Genomic DNA, 26,795 nt, shown 5'->3' on the forward strand with positions numbered 1-26,795 from the left:
AACGGGCTCTGCGACGTCGCGACGCGTGCTTGGTGTTTGCCATGTTCATGGCAGCATGCTTATCTGTGCGGATCAATAAAGGCCGGAAGGACAGAATGGTGGCTGAGGGTAAACAGGGACAACGCGACGCGTATGAGATGATCCTCGATGCGATTGACACGGGCACATATAAGCCCGGCGATCGGCTGGTCGAAAACGAGCTGGCCGAGCGGTTTGGCGTGTCCCGGACCCCAATCCGCGAGGCGCTGCAGCGCTTGGAAACGCAGTCGCTTTTGACCCGCGACGGGCGCAGCCTGATCGTGGCGTCACTGGACCACAGCCAATTGGCCGAGCTTTACGTGGTGCGAGCCGAGCTGGAAGGTCTGGCCGCATCGCTGGCAGCCCAACACGCCGCCCCTGAAGAGATCCGCGTGCTGCGCGAGATGGTCGAGGAAGACCGGCAGTTGCTGGACAACCCGTCCGCATTGTCACGCGCCAACCGCCGTTTTCACAAGCAGCTTCATTTGGCCTCGCACAACCGCTATCTGGTGCAGCAATTGGATCTGGTTCATCGTTCGATGGCACTTTTGGCAACGACATCCTTGGCTGCGGAAGGGCGTAGCGAGGACGCGATTGCAGAACACGACGCGATCGTCTCGGCCATCGAGGTGCGCGATCAGGACGCGGCCCGTGCGGCGCTCAGAAAGCACATCTCGCGGGCGTTCGAGACACGGATCAAGCTGGATTCGACGCTGGGGGACTAAGCGTCGCCTCATCCGTTGCCGTTGGCTGATCGAACTTCCCGTGCTGGGTTTTGTCCCAGTAAAACGGCTTGGTCATGATCTCGAAAAAACCTTTCATCGCGGCCAAGGACGCCAGCGGATAATAGAAGTGCAGGGTGGGCACCCAATATCTGAGCCAGCGATGCTTCGGGTTGCTGACCGCCTGCACGCCCACGGTGATTGTCAGCAGTTCGGCTGCCATGAACACCGTGCCCAGCACGACCAGCAGATTGTGCGGTGCGACCCCGCGCAGCGGGTGGGGCAGGCCCAGAGGGAAGGCCCAGAAGGTCCACAGAATTGGCGCCAGTAGGAATTGCGACAACGCGCCCAGAAACAGGATTTGGAAGCCCGTGAATTTCCACCAGCCAAGTTCGCGGCGCAGTTGGCGCGGGTTGCGCATGTGCACGCCATAGGTCATCGCATAACCCTTGATCCAGCGCGACCGTTGCTTGATCCACGGCCAGACACGGCAGTTGGCTTCTTCTTCGGTCACGGTGTCAATCAGCTCGGTCCGGTATCCGCGACGGGCCAGACGGATGCCAAGATCGGCATCTTCAGTCACGTTATGGGCGTCCCACCCACCGAGTTCCTCAAGCGCATTGCGACGGAAGAACAGGGTGGTGCCGCCCAACGGAATGGCAAATCCCATACGCTCGACCCCCGGCAGGACCAGCCCCCACCATGTGGCGTATTCCACGGTGAAACAGCGGCTCAGCCAATTGGTGCGGGCGTTGTAGAAATCCAGCTTCCCTTGCAGGCAGGCGACCTCGGGCCCGCGTTCCGAGAAGCGACGCACGACCTTGTGGATCTGATCGGGGGCGGGGGCGTCCTCGGCATCGTAGACGCCGATGATCGAGCCCTTGCAGAAATCCAGCGCGAAATTCATCGCGCGGGGTTTGGTTTTCACGACGCCGCGCGGCACCACGATCTGGCGCATCCAGCGCGGCAGCTCAGAGCGGGCGAGGGTTTGCTGGGTCAGGCTATCGTCCTCCTCGACCACCAGACAAATATCCAAAAGCTCGCGGGGATAAGACAGGCGTTCCAGCCGCTTCACCAACCGCCCAGCGATCTCGCGTTCCTTATAGAGCGGGACAAGGATGGATACGGTGGGCAGCTTCAGAAAACCGTGCGGCGATTGAGAGAGGTCAGGGGCGTCATCGTCGTGTCGCGCGCGCAAGAACTGCCACGCGGCGATGGCTTTCAGAGACGAATTCAGGATCAGCGTTAGCACGGCCCAGCCGACCAGCACAGCGAACCCGGCGAAGCTTGAGACCACGAAGACCGCGCTAATCGCCAGCACCAAGGACAACCCGAAGCGCATCACCGCGGTTTGGCTCCAAGTGCGGCAGCTGTCCTCTGCGGCGACGCGGCTTTCCGCGCGCTGGGCAAGGCTGCGATGGCGCAGGTCAACGAGGGCAGTGTGGATGTCGTCCTCGGGCGCGATGGCCAGATAGCATTTCCCCCAAGAGGCCGGGAAGTTCTTAGAGAGGCTTTCGAACTGGTCGGGACGTGCGCAGATGATGATGGTGGCCCCGCCCGCGCGTTTCCACGGGACGATGCCGTTCCGGATACAGAACTCGGCCCCGATCTGGTCGATCAGGCGCACGTCGGGGCGGTGTGTCTTTAGGTCTGCGATCTCGCATCTGTATTGAAGTGCCAAGGCGGAATAGAGGTCGGATTTGCTGATCCAGCCATTGGCCAAAAGGATGTCACCAAAGCGCGCATCCTCGCGCGCCATCAAGGCGACGGCCATCGACAAGTTTTCGGGGGACAGCGCGCCCATTTCCACCAGCACTTGGCCCAAAGGCTTGCGGCGCGCGGGCGTGGGGATTGGCTGCGCTGGGGCGACCGGTCGGGCCGCGTGAGATCCGAATGCGCGGTGTTCTTCGATCCCTGCCTGAACCGAAGCCGCATCATTCGTGTGGATGATACGTAAATCTGGAGATGGCATTTTATGCTCGTTGTTCTGTCAGACCAGACGAGCTTGGGTCCAGAATGGTTAATGGCGGGTTAACCAACCCGCCATCACGTTTGAAAAGTGCAATTTTGTCGCGGCCGCATGGGCCGTGGCGCCCTAGATCAGGCGCGCGCGTCCATCGCGTCCGAGAACCGCTCGAACAGGTAATAGCTGTCCATCGGGCCCGGGCTGGCTTCGGGGTGATACTGCACCGAGAAGACCGGGCGGGTTTCCATGCGGATCCCGCAGTTCGAGCCGTCAAACAGCGACACGTGGGTCTCGATCACACCTTCAGGCAGGCTGGCTGCGTCGACGGCGAACCCGTGGTTCATCGAGGTGATCTCGACCTTGCCGGTGTCGTTGTCTTTGACCGGGTGGTTTGCACCGTGGTGGCCGTGGTTCATCTTGATCGTGCGTGCGCCAAGGGCCAGTGCCAACATCTGGTGACCCAGACAGATCCCGAAGACGGGCAGGTCCGTGGTGTCCAGAATGGTCTTGATCATTGGCACAGCGTATTCGCCGGTGGCTGCCGGGTCGCCGGGGCCATTCGACAGGAATACACCGTCGGGGCTGTGGGCCAGAACTTCTTCTGCGGTCGCGGTGGCGGGCAGAACGGTGACGTCACAGCCAGCCGAGGCCAGACAACGCAGGATGTTGCGCTTGGCACCGAAGTCAAGCGCGACGACTTTGTGGCGCGGCTTGTCCTGCTTGGGGTAACCATCCGGCCACGCCCAACGCATCTCGTCCCATTTATAGCTTTGGGCGCAGGTGACCTCTTTCGCCAGATCCAGACCTTCAAGGCCCGAGAAGCCACGGGCCTCAGTGATCAAGGCTTCGATGTCGAAGTTTCCGTCCGGGTCATGGGCGATGGCCACATGCGGTGCGCCTTGATGACGGATTGCACGGGTCAGGCGGCGGGTGTCGACACCCCCGATACCGATGCGACCGGTCTTGGCCAGCCAATCCACCAGACGTTCGGTCGAACGCCAGTTCGAGGGCTCGGTCGGATCCCACTTGACGACCATCCCGGCGGCAACCGGGTTCGTGGTCTCGTCATCTTCCGGGTTCACACCCACATTGCCCACATGGGGGAAGGTGAAGGTGACAACCTGCCCTGCATAGGACGGATCGGTCATGATCTCTTGATACCCGGTCATGGCGGTGTTGAAGCACAGCTCGGCTGTAGTGATACCGGTGGCTCCGAACCCCTGACCGTAGAAGATCGTGCCGTCAGCAAGGACAAGACAGGCGGTGGGTTTGGCATTTTCCTGAGAAGGGGCGGTGGCAGCGGACATTGGGCGACTCCCGATCGACAAATTGGCGCGAACCTAGTGTCGCGGTCGGGGCGGGTCAAGGCCGCTTTGTGCTGAAAAGGCACGGCTGTTAATTTTTACGCTGTTAGCGCCTGACAGATTGGTTGATTGCCCTGCGGCTTTTGGGTAAAACCCCGTCTTTGTGAATGCCACAGATTATGGATGGACCCATGGACATGCGCAGCCGGCTGAATGACGCCCTGAAAACGGCTATGAAAAACAAAGACGCCGAGCGGTTGACGACGCTGCGGCTGATCAATGCCGCGATCAAGGATCAGGACATCGCCCTGCGGGGAAAAGGCGAGGACGCTCAGGTGTCGGATGCCGACGTGCTGGCCATTCTGGGCAAGATGGTCAAACAGCGTCAGGAAAGCGCGCGCGCCTATGAAGAAGGCGGACGTCTGGAGCTGGCCGAGAAGGAACGCTCTGAGATCACGGTGATCGAGGATTTCCTGCCCAAGCAGCTGTCGGAAGACGAGGCAGAGGCCGCCGTGGCTGCCGCCATCGCCGAAGTCGGCGCCGAGAGCATCCGCGACATGGGCAAGGTGATGGGCGCGTTGAAAGCCAAATTCACCGGCCAGATGGACTTCGGCAAAGTCGGCCCGATGGTGAAGGCCAAGCTGGGCTGATCAACCCAGAATACGATTGGGAAGAATGCGGGGCCGTGGCCTCGCATTTTTTATTGGTGCGACTTTAGCTGCATCAGCTTTTCCGACAGCTCTTCATGTAGCAGGGGGCGCTCATCCTCGGACAGGAACGCGCCCAGTTCGACCTCTCGTCCATTACCTTTCAGGGTCACATAATCCGGGATCGGCCCGCCTGACTTGTGCAGGTGCACAGAGACCCAATAGGGGTTCGCGTCCCATTCCTGCAGGTCGCCGCGTGGGCCGTGGCGGGTCAGGGTCATGTGGTCGGGCCAGATGCAGAGTTCTTCCAGGATCTCGCCATCCTTGTAGCTTTTCTCGATGAAGAACCACAGCGCACCTAGGGCGGCCAGCCCGAAGGGCAGTAATCCCCACAGGGCCATTGTCCCGATCACGCCCAACAGGGGCAACAGCATCAGTCCGAATCCCATCCCCATGATCCAGACAAATCCGCGCCGGGGCAGGGACCGGTAGGGCCACAGGTGCAGCTCGGCTTTGGGGGCGTCTGGGCCGTCGGGTTGAACCCACTCATAGGGCATCGGGGAACCTCTTTCTGAACGGGTGAATTTTCGCAAATCACGGGCGGGCTTGGCAAGAGGCGCGGGGCGTGCTCGCTGCCATGTGATTGGTGTTTTCGCCGTGATGGGCGCAGTCTTGTGGCCAAGACAGGAGGTCGCGATGCGCACATATATACTGGGGCTACTTGTGATGGCCGGGCCTGTGTGGGCTCATGATGCGGTGATTGACGGCGCGACAGCGCGGGCAAGTGGCGCGGGGTGGAGCATCAGCGTCACCCTGACCCATGAAGAGGCCGGCTGGGATGACTATGCCGATGGCTGGCGGGTCGAGACCGAGGGCGGCGAGGTGTTGGGCACCCGCGTGCTGGCGCATCCGCATGTGAATGAACAGCCCTTTACCCGCAGCTTATCGGGCGTCGATGTGCCCGAAGGCGTGACGACGGTCTGGATCCGGGCGCGAACCAGTGCGGATGGCTGGGGGCAGGAACGGTTCCGGTTGGACTTGCCCTGACCCTTCCGACCAAAAGAAAAAGGCCCGGAAGATCCGGGCCTTTTCCATATTCAGTCTCACCTTAGTGCGAGTGGCCTTTGTCCCACTCTTCCTGCTTCGGCAGGATTTCAAAGGTGTGCTCCGGCGGCGGGCTGGGCAGGGTCCATTCCAGCGTATCCGCATATTCGTTCCAGTAGTTGGCGCGGTTTTCACGACGGCCAGCCAGCAGGGTGTAGAACACGATGCCGATGAACAGCAGGAACGACGCGAACGAGATCATTGCACCGATCGAGCTGATCTTGTTCCAGTAGGCGAAAGCTTCCGGATAGTCGATGTAACGACGCGGCATGCCCTGACGGCCCAGGAAGTGCTGCGGGAAGAAGGTCACGTTCACGCCGATGAAGAACATCCAGAAGTGAATCTTACCTGCCAGCTCGGGGTACTGACGGCCCGACATCTTGGCGAACCAGAAGTAGATGCCTGCGAAGATACAGAAGGCCGCGCCCATAGACATGGTGTAGTGGAAGTGCGCCACAACATAGTAGGTGTCGTGATACAGACGGTCGACGCCAGCCTGCGACAGCACAACCCCGGTCACACCACCGATGGTGAACAGGAACAGGAAGCCGAAAGCGAACAGCATCGGTGTCTTGAACTCGATCGAGCCGCCCCACATCGTTGCAATCCACGAGAAGATCTTAACGCCGGTCGGAACCGCGATGACCATCGTGGCCAGCATGAAGTAGGACTGCTGCTGCAGCGACATGCCAACGGTGTACATGTGGTGTGCCCACACAACGAAGCCGATAACGCCGATGGCGATCAGCGCCCAAACCATCGGCAGGTAGCCGAAGATCGGTTTGCGCGCGAAGGTGCCGATGACGTGGCTGATCAGGCCGAAGCCGGGCAGGATCACGATGTACACTTCCGGGTGGCCGAAGAACCACAGGATGTGCTGGTACAGGATCGGGTCGCCACCGCCCGACGGGTCAAAGAAGGTCCCGCCGAAGTTACGGTCGATCAGCAGCATGGTGATGGCGCCTGCCAGAACCGGCAGCGACAGAAGGATCAGCCATGCGGTCACGAAGATCGACCACGCAAACAGAGGCACTTTGAACAGGGTCATGCCGGGGGCACGCATGTTCAGGAACGTGGTGATGATGTTGATCGCACCCAGGATCGACGACGCACCCGAGACGTGAACGGCGAAGATCGCCAGATCCATCGAGTATCCGCCCTCGGTCGTGGACAGCGGCGGGTACAGAACCCAACCAACGCCCGACCCCAGCTGGTCGTTACCACCCGGCGCCAGTAGCGAGGCAACGCCAAGTGCAACACCCGTGGCATACAGCCAGAACGACAGGTTGTTCATGCGCGGGAACGCCATGTCCGGTGCACCAATCTGCAGCGGCATGAAGTAGTTGCCGAAACCACCAAACAAGGCAGGAATGACGACGAAGAACATCATCAGTACGCCGTGATAGGTGATCATCACATTCCACAAGTGGCCGTTGGGTGTACATTCAGCCGCGGCATCCGCGATGAAACGCGCACCTTCAAGGCACATGTACTGAACGCCGGGCTCCATGAGCTCCATGCGCATGTAGACAGTGAAAGAAACCGAGATGAAACCCGTCAGACCTGCAAGGAACAGGTACAGAATACCGATGTCCTTGTGGTTGGTCGACATGAACCACCGGGTAAAGAAACCACGATCGTCGTGGTGGTCATGGTCGTGGATGGCTGCGTCCGCCATGTATCCCTCCCTTTGGGGTTAAACGTAACCAAGGCAGGGAGTCACCCTGCCCGGCTTTTTAACGTGTTTAATATGCTGGGTGGGTCAGGGGCAACGCTGCAATGCAACGAAATGCCAAAAAAAATGCGTCCCGTGGACATAAATTCCATGCGGGACGCACCGTTAGCGCAATAACGCGACCTGTTGGTCGGGTTTCTTAGTTGGTGGTCGTCGATTCGGCCTCGGCAGCTTCGCCTTCAGCGGCTTCTTCTGCCGGCATCTCAGCCGAGAAGGTGGCCAGATAGGCGATGATGTTTTCCGGTTTGCCCCATTTGAAGGTCATCTTCGACTTGGCTTTGCTGTCGCCGGTCACCTCTTTCAGGTAACCTTTGGGGTCTTTGATGTAGGCGGCCAAGCTGTCAGCATCCCATACCAGGCCAGCAGCACCGGCATCTACAATCGAGTTGCCATATTTGAAGCCTTCAACGGTGCCAGCCTGACGGCCAACAACGCCGTACAGGTTCGGGCCGGTTTTACCGCCTTTGAACAGAACTTCACCTGCATCATCTACGATGGTGTGGCAGGATTTGCACTTTTTGAAGTCTTTTTCGCCTGCTGCGGCATCGCCTTCGGCAAACGCAGTGCCGGACAGAGCGATGATCATGGCTGCGGATGAGAGAATCGTTTTCATAATAGTCCTCTTGCTTGATCACATGCGCCAGATGACGCGAATTCCGGGGGAACCTGCGTCAAATTGGTGCCAAATGGAAGTGGTACCTATGTCGCAGGCGCGAAAAGACGCAAATTAGCGCTGATCGGCGCCAAACACGTCATCAAATATACGGCGCAGAGCCACATCCAGATCATCCATCGTGACCGGAAGACCCAGATCCACAAGGCTGGTGACGCCGTGTTCCGAGATCCCACAGGGCACGATACCCGAGAAATGTTCGAGATCCGGTTCCACATTGATCGAGATGCCGTGGAAGCTGATCCATTTGCGCAGGCGCACGCCAATGGCGGCGATCTTGTCTTCAGGCGGCTGCCCCAACGCGGTCAGCGGCTTGTCATCGCGCACGACCCAAACGCCCACGCGGCCTTCGCGCCGTTCGCCGGTCACGTTGAACTCGGCAAGGGTCTTGATGACCCACTCTTCCAGTGCGGCCACAAAGGCACGCACGTCGCGCCCGCGCTTGCCGACATCCAGCATGACATAGGCCACACGCTGTCCGGGGCCGTGATAGGTATATTGCCCGCCGCGTTTGCTCTCAAAGACGGGGAAGCGATCCGGCGCGACCAGATCCTTCGGATTGGCCGAGGTGCCTGCAGTATAAAGGGGCGGGTGCTCTAACAGCCAGATCAGCTCGCCCGCTTCGCCGCGCGCCATGGCGTCGGCATGTGCTTCCATACGGGCGACGGCGGTCTCGTAATCTACCAGATCGGTGGCGACTTCCCACGTGACGGGGGGCATATCCAAAGCGTTGTCCATGACCGTCATTTGGCACCTGAAAGGCCGCTTGTCAAAAAGCACGCGGAAATTCTTTTCGCGCGTCGGTTTTGGTCTTCACAATAACCAGCCCCTTCGCTATGAAGCGCGTCACCTAGCCTGACATGCGGTCGTGGCGGAATTGGTAGACGCGCAGCGTTGAGGTCGCTGTGAGGTAACACTCGTGCGGGTTCGAGTCCCGCCGACCGCACCATCCCCCTGAAAATCATGACGCCTAAACTGTTTTGTACCGGGTTTTGGTACTGGGCGGAATTCTTGACCTTGATCAATATTCCGATGGCGCTGCTCATGTTACTGTAAGCTATGACTTCGGTGCATGACACAGACCACGCCTTTAAGGTTCAAGGCCTGACCAAGACCTATGGCGAAGGCCACTCGGCGGTGCATGCGCTGCGAGGGGCTGACCTCGAGATCGGCGATGGCGAAATTGTCGTGCTGCTTGGGGCGTCGGGCAGCGGAAAGTCCACGCTGCTGAATATCTTGGGTGGGCTGGATCGCGCCACGTCCGGCTCTGTTCAGTTTCGCGATCAGGATTTGACGCAGATGAGTGACCGCGCGCTGACCAATTATCGGCGCCGCCATGTGGGGTTTGTCTTTCAATTCTACAACTTGATGCCTAGCCTCACTGCCCGCGAGAATGTCGAGCTGGTGACCGAGATCGCCGAGAACCCCATCACCGCCGAACGCGCGTTGGAACTTGTCGGGCTGACCAAGCGCATTGATCACTTTCCGGCGCAATTGTCGGGGGGCGAGCAGCAACGCGTCGCCATTGCCCGTGCGGTCGCCAAGCAGCCCGATGTTCTGTTCTGTGACGAACCCACGGGCGCGCTGGACAGCACTACGGGCCGTGCGGTTTTGCGGGTCATACAAGATGTGAACGAAGCGCTGGGAACGACTGTCCTGTTGATCACCCATGCCGCGGCGACAGCGGCGATGGCCGACCGGGTCATTCACTTCGCAGACGGCCAAATCCAGAAAGTCGAGCTGAACAAGAACCGTCTCTCTGCCGAGGAGATCCACTGGTGACCCCGCTTCACGCCAAGCTCATGCGCGATCTGTGGCGGATCAAGGCGCAAGCGGCTGCGATCATGGTGGTGATCGCGATTGGTGTCGGTCTGCAGATCATGATGACCGGCTTCGTGTCCTCACTGACCCTGACCCGCGACGCCTATTACGAACGCCACCAACTGGCCGACATCTTCGCGCCAGTGGTGCGCGCGCCGAATTACGTGGAAAGCCGACTGGCCGACATTCCCGGCATTCGCACGGTCGAGACGCGGCTGAACAGCATGGCGTCAGCCAAGGTGGATACCCGCGAGTTTTCGATTTCGATGCAAGTGCTGTCTTTGCCTCTGCATGGGCGGCGGCACCTGAACGAAGTGCGTCTGACACAGGGGCGGATGCCGGATGCGCAGCGGCCCGATGAAATCCTGTTGCTGGAAAGCTTCGCAACCGCCCACGGCATCGCGCCGGGGGCGCAATTGGAAGTCACGCTACATGGCGTCCGGCGCTGGTATAGCGTCGTGGGCACCGCGCAATCGCCCGAGTTCATCTATTTCGCAGCCCCCGGAGAGTTCATCCCCGACGACGCGCGCTTTGGTGTGATCTGGATGGGCCGTCCCGCCCTTGCTGCGGCGCTGGACCTTGAAGGCGCGTTCAACGAGGCTTTGGTGTCGCTTTTACGCGGGGCCAATAAAGACGCAGTTCTGGATCAGATCGACCAAGTGCTGGATCCGTTTGGCGCACCGGGCGCCTTCGGGCTTGAGGACTTCCAGTCGGACCGGTTCCTGAGCGAAGAGATCTCGGGCCTTGAGGTCACCTCCAGCACCGTGCCGCCTGTCTTCATGATGGTCGCCGCCTTCCTGCTTTACATCGTCACCAGCCGCATGATCACCGCCGAGCGGGAAGAGATCGGGTTGGTCCGGGCCTTCGGTTACTCAAAGCGGGAAGTCGCCAGCCATTATCTGGAACTCGCCCTGTTCATCGCCGTCACCGGCGCCGCGCTGGGCTGTCTGCTTGGTGTGCTTCTTGGGCGTGCCATGGTGCCGGTCTACACGACCTACTACAAACTGCCTTTCCTGCTGTTCCGGTTGGAGTTTGCCTCCTTTGCGTCGGGACTGTTGCTGAGTATCACCGTCGCCACATTGGGCGGGATCTGGGCTTTGCGCGGGATCTTCCGGCTGACCCCGGCCCAGGCGATGCGTCCGCCAACCCCGCCGGACTTCTCGCATTCGTTCTCGTTCAAAAAAGGCGTTTTCGCACGATTGGATCAGCCCACCCGCATGGTGCTGCGCCGGCTGATGCGCCAGCCGTGGCGGATGCTGGGCGCGGTCATCGGGATCGCCTCGGGCATGGCATTAAGCCTTGCAATGCTGATCATCTATGACGGGTTTGACGTCGCCATCGACCGAACCTTCAACGTGGTGGATCGATCCGATGCGACGGTTAGTTTCGTGCAGAACGTGCCTATGCGGACGATCTATGATCTGCAGGGGATGGAGGGGATTTCGCACGCGGAACCCGTCCGCTTTGTCCCCGTGGTGTTTCGAAATGGTCTTCGGACCTACAAGGGCAGCATCACGGGACTGTCCCAAGCCCCCATACTCCACCGCGCCTTGGACAAAGGCCTGCAGCCGATTGCGCTGCCTGAACGGGGCATCGTTCTGTCTACACCGCTGGCGGATGAGTTGGACGTCGCGGTCGGTGACACGCTCATGTTGGAAATCCGAGAGGGGCGACAGCAGACCGTCATGACCCAAGTGGCCGGGATCGCAGAAAGTCTGCTGGGCGCACCCGCCTATATGGATCTGGCTGCGCTGGGCCGACAGGTTGGCGAACCAAACCGGTTCTCAGCCGCGTATATCGCGATGCGCGACGGGGCGCAGTCAAAGGTCTATGCAGACCTCAAGGACATGCCCGCCGTCGCCGGGATCAGTCTGCGTAGCGAAGCCGAGGAAGCCTTTCAGAAGGTCATGGACGAAGGCGCGGGCTCGGCCCGGTTCATCATGGGGGCTATGGCCTTCGCGATCACTTTCGGGATTGTCTACAATGTCGCCCGCGTCGCGCAGGATGAAAGCGCGCGCGACCTGGCCAGCTTGCGGGTCTTGGGGTTCAGACACTCGGAAGCGGCGTTCGTGCTGTTGGGCGAACTAGCCGTCGTCGTCCTGCTGGCCCTGCCGCTTGGCTTATGGATGGGGACAGGCCTGTCCCATCTGATCGCGCAGGGTTTCTCGACCGACCTCTACCAAATTCCGGTCATCTTCGCGCCGAAGGCCTATGGCAGCTCGATCTCGGTCGTTGTTTGTGCGGCCGTGGTTTCCGGATGGCTTGTGCAGCGTAGAATTCGATCTACAGATATCACTCTAGCCCTTAAAACAAGGGAGTAATGGGAATGCATAAACACGCGAAACTCTCTCGGAGCGTCCTGATCTTTGCGGTTGTCGGCTTTATCGGCGCTGCGATCATAGCGCTGCTGATGCCCAAGCCGATCCCGGTGGATTTCGGCACCGTGCAGCAAGGGCCGATGGAGGTCACGATTGTCGAGGAAGGGCGCACCAGCGTGCGCGAGACCTATATCGTGTCGACCCCCGTTGCGGGCAGGCTGTTGCGTGTGCGGGTGCATCCCGGGGACGCGGTGACACGCGGGGAAACGGTGGTGGCGCGGATGCTGCCCACCAACCCGGCCGTTCTTGACAGCCGCACGCGTGAACAGGCCGTCGCCGCGGTCGAAGCCGCGTCTGCCGCCGTGCAACTGGCCCGTGCCAGTCTAGAGGCAGCCCTTGCCAACGAGGAGTTGGCGAACTCCGAAGTCGAACGCTCGCGCGCGCTGTTTGACAGTGGCATCGCCAGTAAGGCCACACTGGACCGCGCGGAAAGCGCGTGGCGGGCAAGCCGGGCAAGCCGCGCGACGGCCGAGGCATCCATCGCGATGCGCGAGGCGGAGCTGGCAAATGCACAGGCCATTCTTGTGGGGCAGGACGATCTTGGGTCGACGGGTGGCAACAGCAACCTGCCGGAGATCCCGCTTCTGTCGCCCATCGACGGACGCATTCTGCAGGTGTTCCAAGAAAGCGAAACCGTCTTGCCCGCCGGCGCACCGATCATGGAGATCGGCGATGTCGCGTCGGATCTTGAGGTCATCGTGAACCTAATCTCGTCAGATGCAGTCCGGGTTTCGGTTGGCGATACGGTGATCTTGCGCGATTGGGGGCAGGACAACGAGTTGATTGGCGCCGTCACGCGGGTTGATCCGTTCGGGGTCACCAAAGCCTCGGCCCTAGGGATCGAGGAACAGCGCGTGCGGGTCGAGATCGAAATCCAAAGCCCGCCGGAGGACCGCGCGGGGCTGGGGCATGGCTATCGTTTGGAAGCTGCGATTGTCGTGTGGCAGGCCGAGGATGTTCTGTCCGTGCCAACCAGCGCATTGTTCCGCACCAATGGGGATTGGTCGGTGTTTAAGGTGACGGACGGCGTTGCCATATTGACCCCAGTCGAGATCGCCAACAGCAACGGCGTGTTCACGGAGTTGCGCCAGGGGCTTGCCGAAGGCGACACGGTGATCTTGTATCCTTCCGCACTGGTCGAAGACGGCAGCAAGGTGGAAAGCCGGCAATAAGCCTATTCCACCGCAACCCGCGGGCGACCGCTGGCTTCGACCATGATGGTGCCTTCGACGAACACGTTCTGACCTTCAATCTGGGCCGAACGGACATCGCGTTCGGTGACAAAGTGGATATCTGTTGCACCTGCCGTTCTTGCGGCCTCTTGCGAGACGTCGCGCAAATGCTGCTCCAGCGCCGTCATGGCCGCGTCGGCGTCCAGATAATCCTCGGGGCCAGTTTCCAGATGCACGCGGTACTTGCCCTCGGCGGGCGAGGTCACGGTGCCGGATCGACGGAAGGTCACGCGGCCCACCACTGCGCCGACCGCGTTGGCGACACCCGCATGTTCAGGCAGCCGCATTTTGCAATGCAAACGGTCGCCAACCGCGGGGTAGTAGCTGGGCGCAGAGGCCCCAAGCCCCACGACTTCGACATTCAATGCCGCGTCCAGCGCCAGCAGCCCACGGTGATTGGCGAGCGCGCGTTGGGTCAGGACATGGCGTGCGAGGGTCTGGGGCGGTAGCCCGAAATCGTCCGCTTCCTCGGCAAATGCGGTTTCTAGCAATGTCAGCGCCGTTTGTTCGGTCATCTGGTCGATGATCTTCTGCGCCATCTCTTCGGGCGAGGTCGCCAACCGCGCGCCGTTGCCGCTGCGTTTGCGGGAAAACAGCTCCAGCCCCTTGCGCGCGGCTTCGGTGTCCCACGCGTCCAGACGGCCCAGAACATGGCTGGCATCGGACGGCGTCACGCCCGAAACCTGAACGATCCCGCGATCAATCAACCGGGTCAGCGCGCTGCTTTCCAGACGGGACTGCAGAAGCTTGTTCAGGGGCAGGACCGCGTCACCAAGGCGCGCCAGCAAGGTTTCTGCCCGAGTGTCGATCCCGTCGGTCGGGACATTAGGCACACGGCGAGCAAAGCGGGTGTCATGTTCCCCCGGAGCCGTCATGCGCAATTGTTCGTCGAGTGCTGCGTGGACGGCCTCGGGCGCCTCGGTTGCGATCAGTGATACAGGCAGCACACGGCGCGGGCCCAAAGTGACTCCGCCCGTCAGACCTTCGCTGACGGGATGGACCTGACTATCACCGCCCAGCCCATGGGTGCGCATGGCGACGGCCTCGACCATCGTACGGAAGCCGCCGACCTGAGCCCCTGCCGGGTCGATCATGGGCTTTCCATCTCGGATCACTGCAATATCGGTGGTGGTGCCCCCGATGTCCGACACCAGCGCATTGTCCACATTTGTCAACCAGCGCGCGCCCACGATCGAGGCGGCGGGACCGCTGAGAATGGTTTCAATGGGGCGTTCGCGGGCTTGCTCGGCGCTCATCAACGCGCCGTCGCCCCGGACGACCATCATGGGGGCGTCGATGCCGATGTTGCGCAAGGCGTCCTGAGCGCGGCCAATCAGCCGGTCGATCATCCCAATCAGGCGTGCATTCAGAACGGCAGTCACGGCACGCTTTGGACCGTTCAGCTTGGACGACAGCTGGTGAGAGCAGGTGACCGGCGCTCCGGTGACCTCGGTGATGATCTGCGCGGCTTCGAGTTCATGCGCGGGATTGCGGGTGGCGAATTGCGCGGCGACCGCATAGCCCGAGATGCCGTGATGCGCTGCCAGAAACGCGCGAAGCGCGTCAACATCCAGTTCAGCGGCAACTCCGCCCGCATGGTTGTGCCCGCCGGGGATCACCAGTGCAGGATCGCCCTTCAGCGCGTCGTGTAAACCATGCTTACCAAGATCAGCTTCCCTAAACCCGATGTAAATCAACGCGACGCGCCCGCCTTGCCCTTCGACCAACGCGTTCGTTGCAAGGGTTGTGGATAGCGATGCCATCGCAATCTCGGCTGGCGCGACAGCGGCCTTTTCCAGCACGGCCTGAATGGCTTTGCCGACGCCGATCGCCAGATCCGTGCGGGTGGTCAGGGATTTCGCGCTGGCGATGACTTCTGCCTCGTCCCGGATCAATACCGCATCGGTATATGTTCCGCCCGTATCGACCCCCAAAGACAGTACCATGTTCGCGCCCTCACTCTATTCGCCGGACTTACAGAGCTTTATTCCACGTCCGTTTCAAGCGAAAGAACGGCATATACTTGACGTTTTCTGTCTATGATTTCCACTTTTCGTAAGCTTTTGCACTTTACCATGGGGCATGCGGACATTTTGTCAGCTTGAAGATCGTCAGAATTGGCGCACTCTGCTTGTGAACGTGCTGACGGCGTTAAGCAGGACAGGATGCGCAGGGTGCTTAAACGCGTACCGGATTCTGCCCGCCGAATTCCGAGAAGATCAAAATTGGGCCATCTTAACGTCCATTTTTACTGAGATCCTTGGGATTGTAAGGGTGCGAGTTTGAGGGGGGCATATGACACGACACGGGGCGGACACAACGCAGGCACTGGCCACACATCACGACCTTCCGTCATGGTACGAGGAGTTCAGCTCGGCGGTGACCTATGCGGATCATATCATCCTGTCGGGCAATATCCGTGACCTTTATCCGTCCTTCACCGGCCAGGGGAATCCGTTCCCTGATTTCGAAGAAACGTTGTGGGATTTGCTGCGATCTCAGGGTTTCCGGGCGTTTTTGCATTACGATCCCGTCGCCGGGCTGATGATCCATAAGACGTCTTCGGACGCGGAAGCAGACGCATTGAAGGAAATGGATATCTTTCAGGATAAACCGGATGCGCAGCCAGATGATATTCGGGACATCCACGCGGCGGTCGCGGATTTTGACACGTTTCCGATTGCGCTGATGTTGGACTATGCCTCGCATTTCCGCACCCATGACGCGGTTGCCTATGACGATTGCATGGTGGCCATCGACCAAAAGTCGCGCGTGCGCAGACAGGCTGGTACGGGGCGTCCCAATCCGACCATTTGGGTGGCCGATCACCTTGCGGATTTGCCAGACTGGTTTGTGTTGCAAAACGCGTCGGTCCGCGAAGTTCAGCTTGAGCTTCCCAACCTTGAAGACCGCTACTTTTTCGGTCGGCACCTTGCCGAAGACAGGGGTTGGATCGATGCAGACCCGACGCCTGATCAGGAAAGGTTGCTCCAGCAGTTTGCGTTTGAATGCGACGGAGGTCCGCTGCGCGCGATGCAGTGCATCGGCATGGTCGCCAAGGAAGAAGGGTTCAACCTGTCTCACATCTCGGACGCGGTCAGGGTGTTCAGAACGGGTGCCAGACGGAATCCTTGGGCCTCGCCTGTGTTGCGCGAGCGGATGAAGCGCGCGAACGAGATTTTAGGGCATCGCATCAAGGGGCAACCGCATGCGTTGGAACGGACGCTCGATATTCTGGCGCGCTCCATCCTTGGTCTGTCCGGCGCGCAGTCCGGGTCGATGCACACGCGCCCACGGGGCGCTCTGTTTCTGGTTGGTCCCACGGGCGTAGGCAAAACCGAGCTTGCCAAAGCGATCACCGAGCTTCTGTTTGGCGACGAAGCCGCCTGTCACCGCTTTGATATGTCTGAATTCATGGAAGAAAGCTCGGTCGCGCGGCTGATCGGCGCGCCGCCCGGGCACCATGACCACGAAAAGGGCGGGCAGCTGATCAATGCCGCGAACCGGCGGCCCTTTAGCGTGTTTTTGTTTGACGAGGTCGAGAAAGCACACCCTCGGGTTCTGGATCTCTTCCTGCAGATCCTTGACGAAGGACGCCTTGCCGATGCGCGCGGATCCACCGCCTATTTTTCCGAGGCGCTGATTATCTTCACCTCGAATATCGGCATGGTGGAAGGGTCGCGGGCGACCAACATGGGCATGAATGTCCTGCCGTCAGATACCTATGCGCAGTTGTCGATGAAGATCACGAAGGCCGTCGAAGAGCACTTCCGGAATGACCTGAAACGCCCCGAGCTTCTGAACCGGATTGGCCAGAATGTGGTGGCCTTTGATTTCCTGAAACCCACCGGGATGGCGGCGATTTTCGATGCAATTCTGGAACGCGTCCAAAACACCGTCGAACAAGAGCATGGCGTGAAAATCACGCTCAGCGATGTTGCCTATTCCAAGCTTAAACAGGTGTGCACGCAGGACTATTTTTACGGGGGGCGCGGCATCGCCAACCGGATCGAGGCGCATTTTATCAATCCGCTGGCCCGCCAGTTCTTCCTGACCGGCATCGAGACCAGCCTGCAGATCGTGGATGTCCATGTGACTGACGACAAAACGACATTGCGGATTGACGGGGATACATCCTATGCGAGCGCCGACAACGCGCCGTTTGCACCGCCGCAGAAGTCGCGATTTCAGGTACGCAAATCCCGCCTTCGACGACCGGCAGAGCTTCATGTCGATCAGCGCAGACGGACTGATTCCGAATAAGTTTGCTATTCCTGCGGGAACTTAGGGCGCAGTTGATGTAGACTATCAACTGCGCCCAAACTGATGTCGGTGAACACAAGAATGACAACGCCCTGCGAAATCCTGACCATCACGCTGAAGCCCGCAGTTGATTACGCAACCTCGACGGAACGCGTAACGGCGGGGCCAAAACTGTACTGCAGCGCTCCGCGGATTGATCCCGGCGGGGGCGGCGTGAATGTGGCACGGACGATCCTGAAACTGGGCGGGCGCGCGAAGGCATTCGTGGCGGTCGGCGGATCCATGGGGGATTTGCTGTTAGAGCTGCTCGCGAAAGAAGGCGTGCCGGTCATTGCCAGTCGGATCACGGGGGAAACAGGGTACAGTCTGGCCGTCATGGACGAGGAAGCGCAAAAGCAGTATCGGTTTTCGTTGCCGGGCGCGCTGTTGCATGCGGTTGAGGGGCAAATGCTGCTTGACCAGATTGCGCCCGAAGTGCCGACGCACGGCATTGTTGTTCTAAGTGGCGGAATGGCGGCAGGGCTTGCCGATGATTTTGTGCAAGAGGTGCAGAAGGTTACGCAACGCCACGACACGCGTCTGATCGTCGACACGTCCAAGACCCCGCTTCAGCACATGATCGATAACCCGCACGCCCCTGTTGACGTGTTGCGGCTGGATCGTAGCGAAATCGAGAAGGCGTTCGGCAGAACGCTGACGTCGATCTCGGACAATCTGTATTTCTCGGAAGAGCTTGTGCGCCGGGGTGTCGCAAAGATCGTCGTGGCAGGGCATGGCGCCGCGGGATCGTGCATGGTGGCGGGCGGCCAGAGGTTCTTTTGCCGCGCGCCCAAAGTGCCCGAGCGCAGCAAAGTCGGCGCCGGGGACGCGCTGGTCGGGTCTTTCACGCTGTCGCTCTCCCGTGGCGATCCGCCCGAGCAAGCCTTGCAGTGGGGCGTCGCCGCCGCCGCCGCAACCGTTAGTACAGAGGGCACCGCCTTGTGCGAACAGGCCGTGACCGAAGCGCTGTTAGGGCAGTGCCGGCTGGAACAGTTCTAGCACCGCCCAGCCTGCACTGATCCAATCACTTCCGCCGTTTCGGCGTGTCGTTCCCGCCCGCTGCCTTGGCTGCCGCGCGTGCACGGTTCTTCTTGCTGCTGGGTTTGCCCTTCGGCGGGGGCGGTCCCTTGGGTCCATCCTTGCGGTGTTTGGGTTTGCCACCGTCAAAGCCGCCAGAGGCCTTCTTCGGTTTGCCCTTGTTCTTGGTGTCGGACGATTTTCGCGGTGCCAAAGCACCATGTGCGCCCTCGTCCAATTCGCGCTTCTTCGGCCCCTTGTGGCGCGGTTTGCGATCTTCTGGCTTGGGTTTGCGCGGCTTGGGCGCGGGATCGTCGTTCCAGTCGACCGGCGGCGTGTTCCCTTTGCGGTGACGCGGCTTTCCAGAAAAGTCGCGGTCCCGTTTGGGGCGTTTGAAATCGGGCACGTCGGGTGCGCCGTCAAGGCGGACGATCTCTTTGGTCTTCTCAACCCGCATGCCCGGGCCAATGGCCGCGACGAACCCGTCCACGGCTTGCTCGCGGATTTCGATAAAGCTTTGATCGTCCGCGATGCGGATCGCGCCGATGTCGTCCTTGGTGATGTTGCCGGCCTTGCAGATCATCGGCAGCAGGAAGCGCGGCGAAGCATGCTGGTTGCGGCCTTCCGAGACCGAGAACCACACGCTGGGGCCAAACGGCGCCTTCGGCTTGCGTTTCTGATCGGTGAATTCCTGCAGCTCTTCAGCGGGCGCGTGGCGCGTTTTGTATTGCCGCAGATAGGCAGCGGCCAGTTGCTCGGGCGAGAAGTTTTCGACCAGCTGGGCCACAGCGCTCTGTTCGCTGTCCATGATTTCGACCGTCCAGTCGTCCGAGGCCAGCATGCGCTCTTCGTCGCGGCTGTTCACGGCGTCAGCAGAAGGCGCAGGACCCCATTCCGCGTTCAGCTTGGCGAACTTTAAAATGCGTTCGGCCTTCTTGCGCGAGGACGGCACAACGACCAGAGCACTGACGCCCTTACGTCCTGCCCGACCCGTCCGGCCCGAGCGGTGCAGAAGCGTTTCATGGCTGCTGGGCAGTTCGGCATGCACCACGAGGTCCAGATTGGGCAGGTCAATGCCGCGCGCGGCCACATCGGTCGCCACGCAGACACGCGCACGCCCATCGCGCATTGCCTGAAGCGCGTTAGACCGTTCGCTTTGGGTCAGTTCACCCGACAGGGCCACGACCGAGAAGCCCCGGTTCGACAAGCGTGCCGTCATGCGCGACACCATCGCGCGGGTGTTGCAGAACACGATGGAGTTCGGCGCTTCGTAATAGCGCAGCACGTTGATGATCGCATTTTCACCATCGCGGGGGGACACCGTCATGGCGCGGTATTCGATGTCGCTGTGCTGTTTCTTTTCACCCACGGTCGACACACGTTCCGCATCGCGCTGATAGCTTTTGGCAAGCTTGGTGATCGCAGCGGGCACGGTGGCCGAGAACAGCAGCGTCTGACGGTCTTCCGGCGTTTCTTCCAGAATGAACTCCAGATCTTCGCGGAAGCCCAGATCCAGCATTTCGTCCGCTTCGTCCAGCACCACGGCGCGGATCTGGGTCAGGTCGATGGACCCGCGCATGATGTGATCGCGCAGACGTCCCGGCGTGGCGACAACCACATGGGCACCACGGGCCAAGGCGCGACGTTCATCGCGCATATCCATCCCACCCACGCAGGATGCCAAGAAGGCCCCCGCATCTTTATAAAGCCAACCAAGTTCACGCTTCACCTGCATTGCCAGCTCGCGCGTGGGCGCGATGACCAGCGCAAGCGGCGCACCAGAGGCGCCGAACGTGTCGTCGTCCCCAAGGATCGTCGGCGCGATGGCCAGCCCGAACCCAATCGTTTTGCCCGATCCGGTTTGGGCCGATACCAGCAGGTCACGCCCGTCCAGATCCGGGTTGGTGACCGCCTGCTGAACAGGGGTCAAAGTGTCATAGCCCTTGCGGGCAAGCGCATCTGCGATGGTTTGTTTCACGAGTAAGGTTCTTTGTATGTCCCGGCTGGCGCACACCCATTGCCTGCGCCTTGTCCTAGGTTAAGGGCGCCGTGTATCGGGTGTCGACGCGTTTGTATAGGTGTCGAAACCCAATGTTTTAAGAATGCACGCGCCGAAATGGCACCTTTTCCGCGTTATTCGGCGGGTTGGTCCGCTTTGACGTCCTGCATCCGTCCGCGCAGCTGTTCTTGCCATTCCTCCATCATCTCGTCGACGCGCGCCATATAGGCCTCGTTTTCCAACGGGGGGATGTTGATGTCATATAGCCCGGCCAAATCCAGCATCGACTCGCGGTCAGCGGCCTCGAATTCGCCCAACAGCTTCTCGGCTTGCGCGCGGCTGTGCCCCAGTGCTTCGAAGACCGAGCGGCTGGCGCGGATCGAGCTGTCATAGGTCTCGCGAATGATGTCGCGGCAGCCAACGGACCACAGGTCGTAGACGTGATTGCGGTCGATGGCACGGGCGACCAGATGCACATGCGGGTGGTGTTCGACCATGTAGCGGACCAGTTCGGTGATCGCCTCTTTGTCGTCAATGGCGATGACCAGAACCTTTGCCTCGTCAATGCCTGCCGCATGCAGAAGGTCGGGGCGGGTGGCGTCTCCGAAATGGACACTGATGTGGAAGCGGCGCAGCATTTCCAGCTGCTCGGACGAGTAATCCAGCACGGTCGTGTCATAGCCCGCCCCCCGCAGCGCGCGGTTCACGATCCCGCCGAACCGGCCGTGACCGGCGATGATAATGGGGGCCTCGCCCTCGATTTCGTCCGCCTCGCGCTCTTCTTGCGCGCTGTATTTCGGAGCGATGACGCGGTCATACAGGATGAACAGGGCAGGGGTCAGCAGCATCGACAGTGCCACGACCAACAGAAGAAGGTCTGCGATATCCTGCGGGATCACCGAGTTGGCGACAGTGAAAGACAGAAGCACGAAGCCAAACTCGCCCGCTTGCGCCAAGCCAAGGCCAAACAGCCATTTGTCGCCGCCTTGCAGGTTGAAGGCACGCCCCAGTACCAACAGGATCGCGGATTTTAGCAGGATCAGCCCCAGGGTCAGTCCGATGATCAGGCCGAAATTGCTGCCCAGCAGGCCGAAGTTGATCCCGGCGCCCACGGTGATGAAGAACACGCCCAAGAAGATGCCCTTGAAGGGATCAATGTCACTTTCCAGCTCGTGCCGGTATTCGCTGCTGGCCATGACAACCCCCGCAAGGAAGGTTCCCAGTGCGGGCGAGAGGCCAACCAGTGTCATCAGAAGGGCGATGCCCAAAACCATCATCAGGGCGGTGGTGACAAACAGTTCGCGCAGGCGTGCTTTGGCGACGAAGCGGAAAATTGGCGTGGTCAGATAAGTGCCAATAAAGATCACGCCAGCGATGGCTGCCAGCGTCACCAGCGCGGTTTGCCACCCGTTCAGCCCGTCAACAAGGCTCAGATTCAGCCCGCCGCCATGCCCGTCACCGTGGCCATCCCCATGTCCACCGCATCGGCCAGTTCCGGCATCGCCAGCAAAGGAATCAGCGCCAGCATGGGAATCACTGCGATGTCCTGCATCAACAGAACCGAGAAGCTCGCCTGCCCCCCGTCCGAGCGCAAAAGCCCCTTTTCCCGCAGGGTTTGGTTCACGATGGCGGTCGAGGACAGTGCCAGTACCAGCCCGATCGCCAACCCGACCGTCATTGGCAGCCCAAAGGCCAAACACACCGCCAAGACGGCACCGGTCGTGATTCCGACCTGAAGCCCGCCCAGAACGAAAATACGGCTGCGCATTTCCCACAGGGATTTCGGGTTCATTTCCAGCCCGACAATGAACAGCATCATCACCACGCCAAACTCGGCAAAATGCTGAAGCGCAATGACGTCCGCGCCCGCCCAATGCAGGATCGGACTGATCGCGATGCCCGCCACAAGATAGCCTAACACCGACCCCAACCCGAAGCGCGATGCGATGGGAACGGCGATCACCCCGGCCAGAAACAAAGTGAATGTGATCAGCATGAATTCAGCGGTCATGGTGCCCTCGCAATCGGTAACGTTGTAAATATGCCCTGTTCGCGGTGGGCGATGCCTCTAGAAAAGCCGTCCGGGCGCGGTAGGTCAAGCAAGCGGCGCTAAGGCCTAGGCGACACCTGCGTGGAAATCCGACGGAAAAAGCGCTTTTGACCCTTGCCCCTGCCGAGCGACATAGCTAAACGGGTCGACGGAGACGTGGCCGAGTGGTCGAAGGCGCTCCCCTGCTAAGGGAGTAGGCGGGAAACCGTCTCGAGGGTTCGAATCCCTTCGTCTCCGCCATTTTACCTCAGTTTCAGACTATTGGTTCGCGCGTGACCGAGTGATGCCCGACGTCGTCCCGGCGCGCGGTTCGGTGGGCAGTGTGGTCAAGGCCTCCCCCGGAGTGTCGAGGGGGCCCTTCTGTTTCAGCTATCGCCCAAAAAGCCCTGCAGGACCGAGGTGCAGGATCGAGAGGCGGCTTCTTTCACAGGTCCGAATCCACGAACGTCTAAGGGTGCGGCCAGAATGCGACGTAGCTTGTCACGGTCGTGGCGTCCTGCTTGCTTCGGATATTCGGCCAATACCGTTTCGAACAACGCCAGCAGCGCCCGTTCTTCTTTTCGCTCTTGTGTGTAGCCGAAGAGATCGAAGCCAGTGCCGCGCACACGTCGGATGCGTGCTAGCGCGCCAAGCACGCGTGTCAGCCATGGCCCAAAGCTGCGTTTGACCGGGCGTCCGCGGGCATCTTGCCGATGCGAAATCAGGGGCGGCGCCATGTGATAGTTGATGCGGAATCCGGGTTCGAATTCGTCTTCGAGCATTGCCAAAAAATCAGGAGAGCTGTGCAGTCTTGCGACCTCATACTCATCCTTGATGGCCATCAGCTTGAACAATGATTTCGCCGCCAGAGACCCCATTTCTTCCCGATCAGATGCAGAAAGTGCAGCGCTAAAGCGGTCAATCGCAGTCCTGTATCGCTCTGCGTAGTCCGACGAATGGTAGTCCGTCAGGAACACCGCATTCCGGTCAATCAGTTCAGAGAGTGAAAGCGTGGCAGCAACGGTGGGCGCATTTGGGAACTTATTGGGGGTCTCGGCAAGGATGCGGCCCAAGTCGAATGCCAACTTGTTTTTGTCGACCGCGACCGCATTCAGCTCGATCGCTTGTTTAAGGGCGTTTTCGCTTACGGGAACCAAACCTTTCTGCCACGCAACACCCAGCATTATGACATTGGCAAAGACGCTGTCACCCAGCAACCGTTCTGCCAGCTCATTTGCGTCAAGGCTGTGGACAGCGTCATCGCCGACCAGATTGCGAATTGCCGTCTCGCGTTGATCAACCTTCAACTGTGCATCACGGTGCAGCACCAGATCTCCGGTCGGCATTTCCGCCATGTTCAGTACAACCTGCGTCCCCGTCCGATAATGCACCGAGGCCTTCGGGGCAGAGGAGACCACGATATCGCAACCGATCACGGCATCCGCCGACCCTTGGTCGATCCGCACTTGATTGATGGCCTCGGGCGTTTTGCCCAGCCGGATATAGCTAAGTACCGTTCCGAATTTCTGCGCAAATCCCGTGAAGTCCAGAACGCTGGAACCCTTGCCCTCAAGATGCGCGGCCATGGTGATCAGCGCACCAACAGTGACCACGCCGGTGCCCCCGACACCCGTCACAAGCAAATCAAAAGGCACGTCCAATTGGTTCTCGGCGGGGCGCGGCAGATCAGTCACCGCGCCAGCAATATCCAGCTTTGCGCCCTCCTTTTTGCGGCGCGTTGCACCTTCAAGCGTCACAAAACTGGGGCAGAATCCGTTCAGGCAGGAAAAGTCCTTGTTGCAGGTCGACAGGTTCACCTTGCGCTTGCGCCCGAACTCCGTTTCCAGAGGTTCGATGCTAAGGCAGTTGCTTTCGACCGAGCAATCGCCACAGCCTTCGCAGACGGCAGGGTTGATGAATGCAAACCGTTTGGGATCTTCCATTTTGCCCCGCTTGCGGCGGCGGCGTTTTTCCGTCGCACAGGTCTGTTCGTAGATCAGGACCGTAACGCCGGGGATGTCGCGTAGCTCTTGCTGCACGGTGTCAAGCGCGCTGCGGGAATGGAGGCTTGTGCCCGCGGGAAAGTCCGAGGGGCTGAACTTAAGGATGTCATCTGAAACCAAAGCGATCCGCTCGACCCCTTCCGCACGGCATGTCTGGGCGATGCCATGCACGCTGACAGGTCCGTCCACGGGTTGGCCACCGGTCATGGCGACTGCGTCATTGTAGAGGATCTTGTAGGTGATATTGGTGCCAGCGGCGACAGCCTGTCGAATGGCCAGCGATCCAGAGTGATACCACGTGCCTTCGCCAAGGTTCTGAAAGATGTGTTTTCCGCCATTGAACTTCGAACTGACAGCGTGCGGCACGCCTTCGCCGCCCATTTGCGCATAGCCGACGGTGTTTCGGTTCATCCAACTTGCCATCACATGACAGCCGATGCCTGACGCTGCGGTGCTCCCGTCCGGTAACTTGGTCGACGTGTTGTGGGGGCAGCCAGAACAGAAATAGGGCGTGCGCGTCGCACCGGGAACGCTGAGGAGCGTTGGTGGTCTGTCGGTCAGCTCTTTTGCCTTCTGCATAAGCTTCTCGGCAGGGAAAAAGTTGTCCAGTCGCTCGGCCAAGACCGGGACCAACTGCAACGGGCTTAGCTCGCCTGTCCAAGGTAGAAGAGGATCGCCTGCGGCGCGATGCTTGCCCACCATCTTGTCCGGCTTGTCCCCGGGCCAGTCGTAGAAGTATTCCTTGAACTGACTTTCGATGATGCCGCGTTTCTCTTCGATGACCAGCACCTCTTTCTTGCCGCGTACGAATGCCAGCGCGTCCCGTCGGGCCAGCGGCCAGACCATGCCAACTTTGTAAATGTCGATGCCCAGTCGTCGGCAGGCAGGCTCGTCCAGCCCAAGCAGTCGTAGGGCTTCCATCAGGTCCAAATGCCCCTTGCCTGTGGTGACGATGCCGAAGCTCGCCTTCTCAATGTCATAGATGCGCTGGTCGATCGGGTTGGCCTCGACGAAGGCTTCGACCGCGCGCAGCTTGTGTTCGATCCGGGTTTCGATCTCTGGGCTGGGCAGGTCCGACCCACGCACATGTAGCCCGCCAGGTGGGAGGTCAATTTCGGGGAAGCTGAACGCACGATCAGGGCAAAGCTCCACGGATTGACCGCTTTCAACGGTTTCCGAGATGGCCTTGAACCCCACCCAAGTTCCCGAATAGCGGCTGAGTGCAAGTCCGTATTCACCAAACCGCAGATACTCTGCCACGTTTGCGGGGTTCAGCGAAGGCATGAACCAGGTCATGAAAGCGACATCCGACTGATGTGGCATTGATGACGACACGCAGCCATGATCATCGCCAGCGACGACCAGCACACCCCCCTTTGCCGAAGACCCGTAGGCGTTGCCATGCCGCAGGGCATCGCCGGACCGATCAACCCCGGGACCCTTGCCATACCACATCGAGAACACGCCCTCGACGTCGCAATCCGGATCCAGAACCGATTGCTGCGCGCCAAGAACTGCAGTCGCCCCGAGATCCTCGTTCACAGCTGGCATGAAGGTGATCTGATTGCGTTCTGTTTCGGCCCGCGCACGCCAAAGCTCAAGATCAAGTCCGCCCAAGGGCGACCCCCTGTAGCCCGAGATGAAACCCGCCGTGTTCAATCCCGCCTCGCGATCCCGGCGCGCCTGATCAAGCATGATCCTGACAAGCGCCTGCGTCCCCGTAAGGAACACGCGGCCGTCTTTGCGCGCGTAGCGATCTGAGAGGTTGTAGGCATCGAATTGGTGTGATTGTGCGGTCATCATGGTTTCCTTGACGTGTCTGACCAATTTAACCCGTTAACTATG

At 60.2% G+C, this 26,795-nt stretch carries 17 protein-coding genes, 2 tRNA genes and 1 pseudogene; 10 read left to right on the forward strand and 10 right to left on the reverse strand.

Features of this window, described 5'->3' with window-relative positions:
* Positions 1 to 98 precede the first annotated feature (98 nt).
* Positions 99 to 743: a GntR family transcriptional regulator gene (locus EOL43_RS04375; RefSeq protein ID WP_240686456.1), complete on the forward strand. Its 645-nt coding sequence runs from the start codon at positions 99 to 101 to the stop codon at positions 741 to 743.
* Here EOL43_RS04375 and EOL43_RS04380 read toward each other — a convergent pair.
* Together EOL43_RS04380 and carA are read right to left on the reverse strand one after the other, a co-directional pair.
* On the reverse strand, positions 715 to 2,712 hold the full coding sequence (locus tag EOL43_RS04380; RefSeq protein ID WP_133485936.1) for a glycosyltransferase family 2 protein: 1,998 nt from the start codon (positions 2,710 to 2,712) through the stop codon (positions 715 to 717). The genes EOL43_RS04375 and EOL43_RS04380 overlap by 29 nt on opposite strands.
* Before the next feature lie 128 nt (positions 2,713 to 2,840).
* A complete protein-coding gene (gene carA, locus EOL43_RS04385; protein WP_133485938.1) occupies positions 2,841 to 4,013 on the reverse strand; it encodes a glutamine-hydrolyzing carbamoyl-phosphate synthase small subunit in 1,173 nt (390 codons plus the stop codon).
* A 188-nt stretch (positions 4,014 to 4,201) separates the two neighbouring features.
* Between carA and EOL43_RS04390 the strand changes: the two genes are divergently transcribed.
* Positions 4,202 to 4,660, forward strand: a complete 459-nt coding sequence (locus EOL43_RS04390) for a GatB/YqeY domain-containing protein (RefSeq protein ID WP_133485940.1) — start codon at positions 4,202 to 4,204, stop codon at positions 4,658 to 4,660.
* A gap of 50 nt (positions 4,661 to 4,710) precedes the next feature.
* On the opposite strand, the gene EOL43_RS04395 is transcribed toward EOL43_RS04390, so the two are convergent.
* Positions 4,711 to 5,214 (reverse strand): DUF2244 domain-containing protein, encoded by a 504-nt coding sequence (locus tag EOL43_RS04395; protein WP_133485942.1) that lies wholly within the window; start codon positions 5,212 to 5,214, stop codon positions 4,711 to 4,713.
* Between the two features lie 139 nt (positions 5,215 to 5,353).
* Between EOL43_RS04395 and EOL43_RS04400 the strand changes: the two genes are divergently transcribed.
* Positions 5,354 to 5,704 carry a hypothetical protein gene (locus EOL43_RS04400; RefSeq protein ID WP_133485944.1) on the forward strand — a complete coding sequence of 117 codons (351 nt, stop codon included), beginning with the start codon at positions 5,354 to 5,356 and terminating at the stop codon, positions 5,702 to 5,704.
* Between the two features lie 61 nt (positions 5,705 to 5,765).
* Here the strand turns inward: EOL43_RS04400 and EOL43_RS04405 are convergent, their stop codons facing one another.
* The 3 genes from EOL43_RS04405 to lipB all read right to left on the reverse strand — a co-directional run bounded on the left by EOL43_RS04405 (position 5,766) and on the right by lipB (position 8,907).
* On the reverse strand, positions 5,766 to 7,439 hold the full coding sequence (locus tag EOL43_RS04405; RefSeq protein ID WP_133485946.1) for a cytochrome c oxidase subunit I: 1,674 nt from the start codon (positions 7,437 to 7,439) through the stop codon (positions 5,766 to 5,768).
* A 196-nt stretch (positions 7,440 to 7,635) separates the two neighbouring features.
* The gene (locus tag EOL43_RS04410) at positions 7,636 to 8,109 is read right to left on the reverse strand and encodes a c-type cytochrome (RefSeq protein ID WP_133485948.1); all 474 of its coding nucleotides are present in this window, start codon (positions 8,107 to 8,109) and stop codon (positions 7,636 to 7,638) included.
* A 114-nt stretch (positions 8,110 to 8,223) separates the two neighbouring features.
* A complete protein-coding gene (gene lipB / locus EOL43_RS04415; RefSeq protein ID WP_133485950.1) occupies positions 8,224 to 8,907 on the reverse strand; it encodes a lipoyl(octanoyl) transferase LipB in 684 nt (227 codons plus the stop codon).
* A gap of 124 nt (positions 8,908 to 9,031) precedes the next feature.
* Here lipB and EOL43_RS04420 point away from each other — a divergent pair.
* The 4 genes from EOL43_RS04420 to EOL43_RS04435 all read left to right on the forward strand — a co-directional run bounded on the left by EOL43_RS04420 (position 9,032) and on the right by EOL43_RS04435 (position 13,540).
* Positions 9,032 to 9,118: transfer RNA gene (locus EOL43_RS04420), tRNA-Leu, on the forward strand.
* 110 nt (positions 9,119 to 9,228) lie between these two features.
* The gene (locus EOL43_RS04425; protein ID WP_133485952.1) at positions 9,229 to 9,951 is read left to right on the forward strand and encodes an ABC transporter ATP-binding protein; all 723 of its coding nucleotides are present in this window, start codon (positions 9,229 to 9,231) and stop codon (positions 9,949 to 9,951) included.
* On the forward strand, positions 9,948 to 12,311 hold the full coding sequence (locus EOL43_RS04430) for an ABC transporter permease (RefSeq protein ID WP_240686457.1): 2,364 nt from the start codon (positions 9,948 to 9,950) through the stop codon (positions 12,309 to 12,311). The genes EOL43_RS04425 and EOL43_RS04430 overlap by 4 nt, the downstream gene beginning before the upstream one ends.
* 5 nt (positions 12,312 to 12,316) lie before the next feature.
* Positions 12,317 to 13,540, forward strand: coding sequence for an efflux RND transporter periplasmic adaptor subunit (locus EOL43_RS04435; RefSeq protein ID WP_133485954.1), 1,224 nt, complete (start codon positions 12,317 to 12,319; stop codon positions 13,538 to 13,540).
* Between the two features lie 2 nt (positions 13,541 to 13,542).
* Here the strand turns inward: EOL43_RS04435 and EOL43_RS04440 are convergent, their stop codons facing one another.
* A complete protein-coding gene (locus EOL43_RS04440) occupies positions 13,543 to 15,546 on the reverse strand; it encodes a hydantoinase/oxoprolinase family protein (RefSeq protein WP_133485956.1) in 2,004 nt (667 codons plus the stop codon).
* 349 nt (positions 15,547 to 15,895) lie between these two features.
* On the opposite strand from EOL43_RS04440, the gene EOL43_RS04445 reads away from it, so the two are divergent.
* Both EOL43_RS04445 and EOL43_RS04450 read left to right on the forward strand, forming a co-directional pair.
* Positions 15,896 to 17,863, forward strand: a complete 1,968-nt coding sequence (locus EOL43_RS04445) for an AAA family ATPase (protein ID WP_133485958.1) — start codon at positions 15,896 to 15,898, stop codon at positions 17,861 to 17,863.
* An 81-nt stretch (positions 17,864 to 17,944) separates the two neighbouring features.
* On the forward strand, positions 17,945 to 18,901 hold the full coding sequence (locus EOL43_RS04450) for a 1-phosphofructokinase family hexose kinase (RefSeq protein WP_166636198.1): 957 nt from the start codon (positions 17,945 to 17,947) through the stop codon (positions 18,899 to 18,901).
* Positions 18,902 to 18,926: 25 nt separating this feature from the next.
* On the opposite strand, the gene EOL43_RS04455 is transcribed toward EOL43_RS04450, so the two are convergent.
* Together EOL43_RS04455 and EOL43_RS04460 are read right to left on the reverse strand one after the other, a co-directional pair.
* Positions 18,927 to 20,897, reverse strand: coding sequence for a DEAD/DEAH box helicase (locus tag EOL43_RS04455; RefSeq protein ID WP_133485962.1), 1,971 nt, complete (start codon positions 20,895 to 20,897; stop codon positions 18,927 to 18,929).
* A gap of 155 nt (positions 20,898 to 21,052) precedes the next feature.
* Positions 21,053 to 22,929, reverse strand: a pseudogene (locus tag EOL43_RS04460) (cation:proton antiporter domain-containing protein).
* A gap of 189 nt (positions 22,930 to 23,118) precedes the next feature.
* Here EOL43_RS04460 and EOL43_RS04465 point away from each other — a divergent pair.
* Positions 23,119 to 23,208 (forward strand) — tRNA-Ser (locus tag EOL43_RS04465).
* Between the two features lie 125 nt (positions 23,209 to 23,333).
* On the opposite strand, the gene EOL43_RS04470 is transcribed toward EOL43_RS04465, so the two are convergent.
* Positions 23,334 to 26,750, reverse strand: coding sequence for an indolepyruvate ferredoxin oxidoreductase family protein (locus EOL43_RS04470; RefSeq protein ID WP_133485964.1), 3,417 nt, complete (start codon positions 26,748 to 26,750; stop codon positions 23,334 to 23,336).
* Positions 26,751 to 26,795 lie beyond the last annotated feature (45 nt).

The organism is Aliiroseovarius marinus (assembly GCF_004360145.1).
Classification (GTDB): domain Bacteria; phylum Pseudomonadota; class Alphaproteobacteria; order Rhodobacterales; family Rhodobacteraceae; genus Aliiroseovarius; species Aliiroseovarius marinus.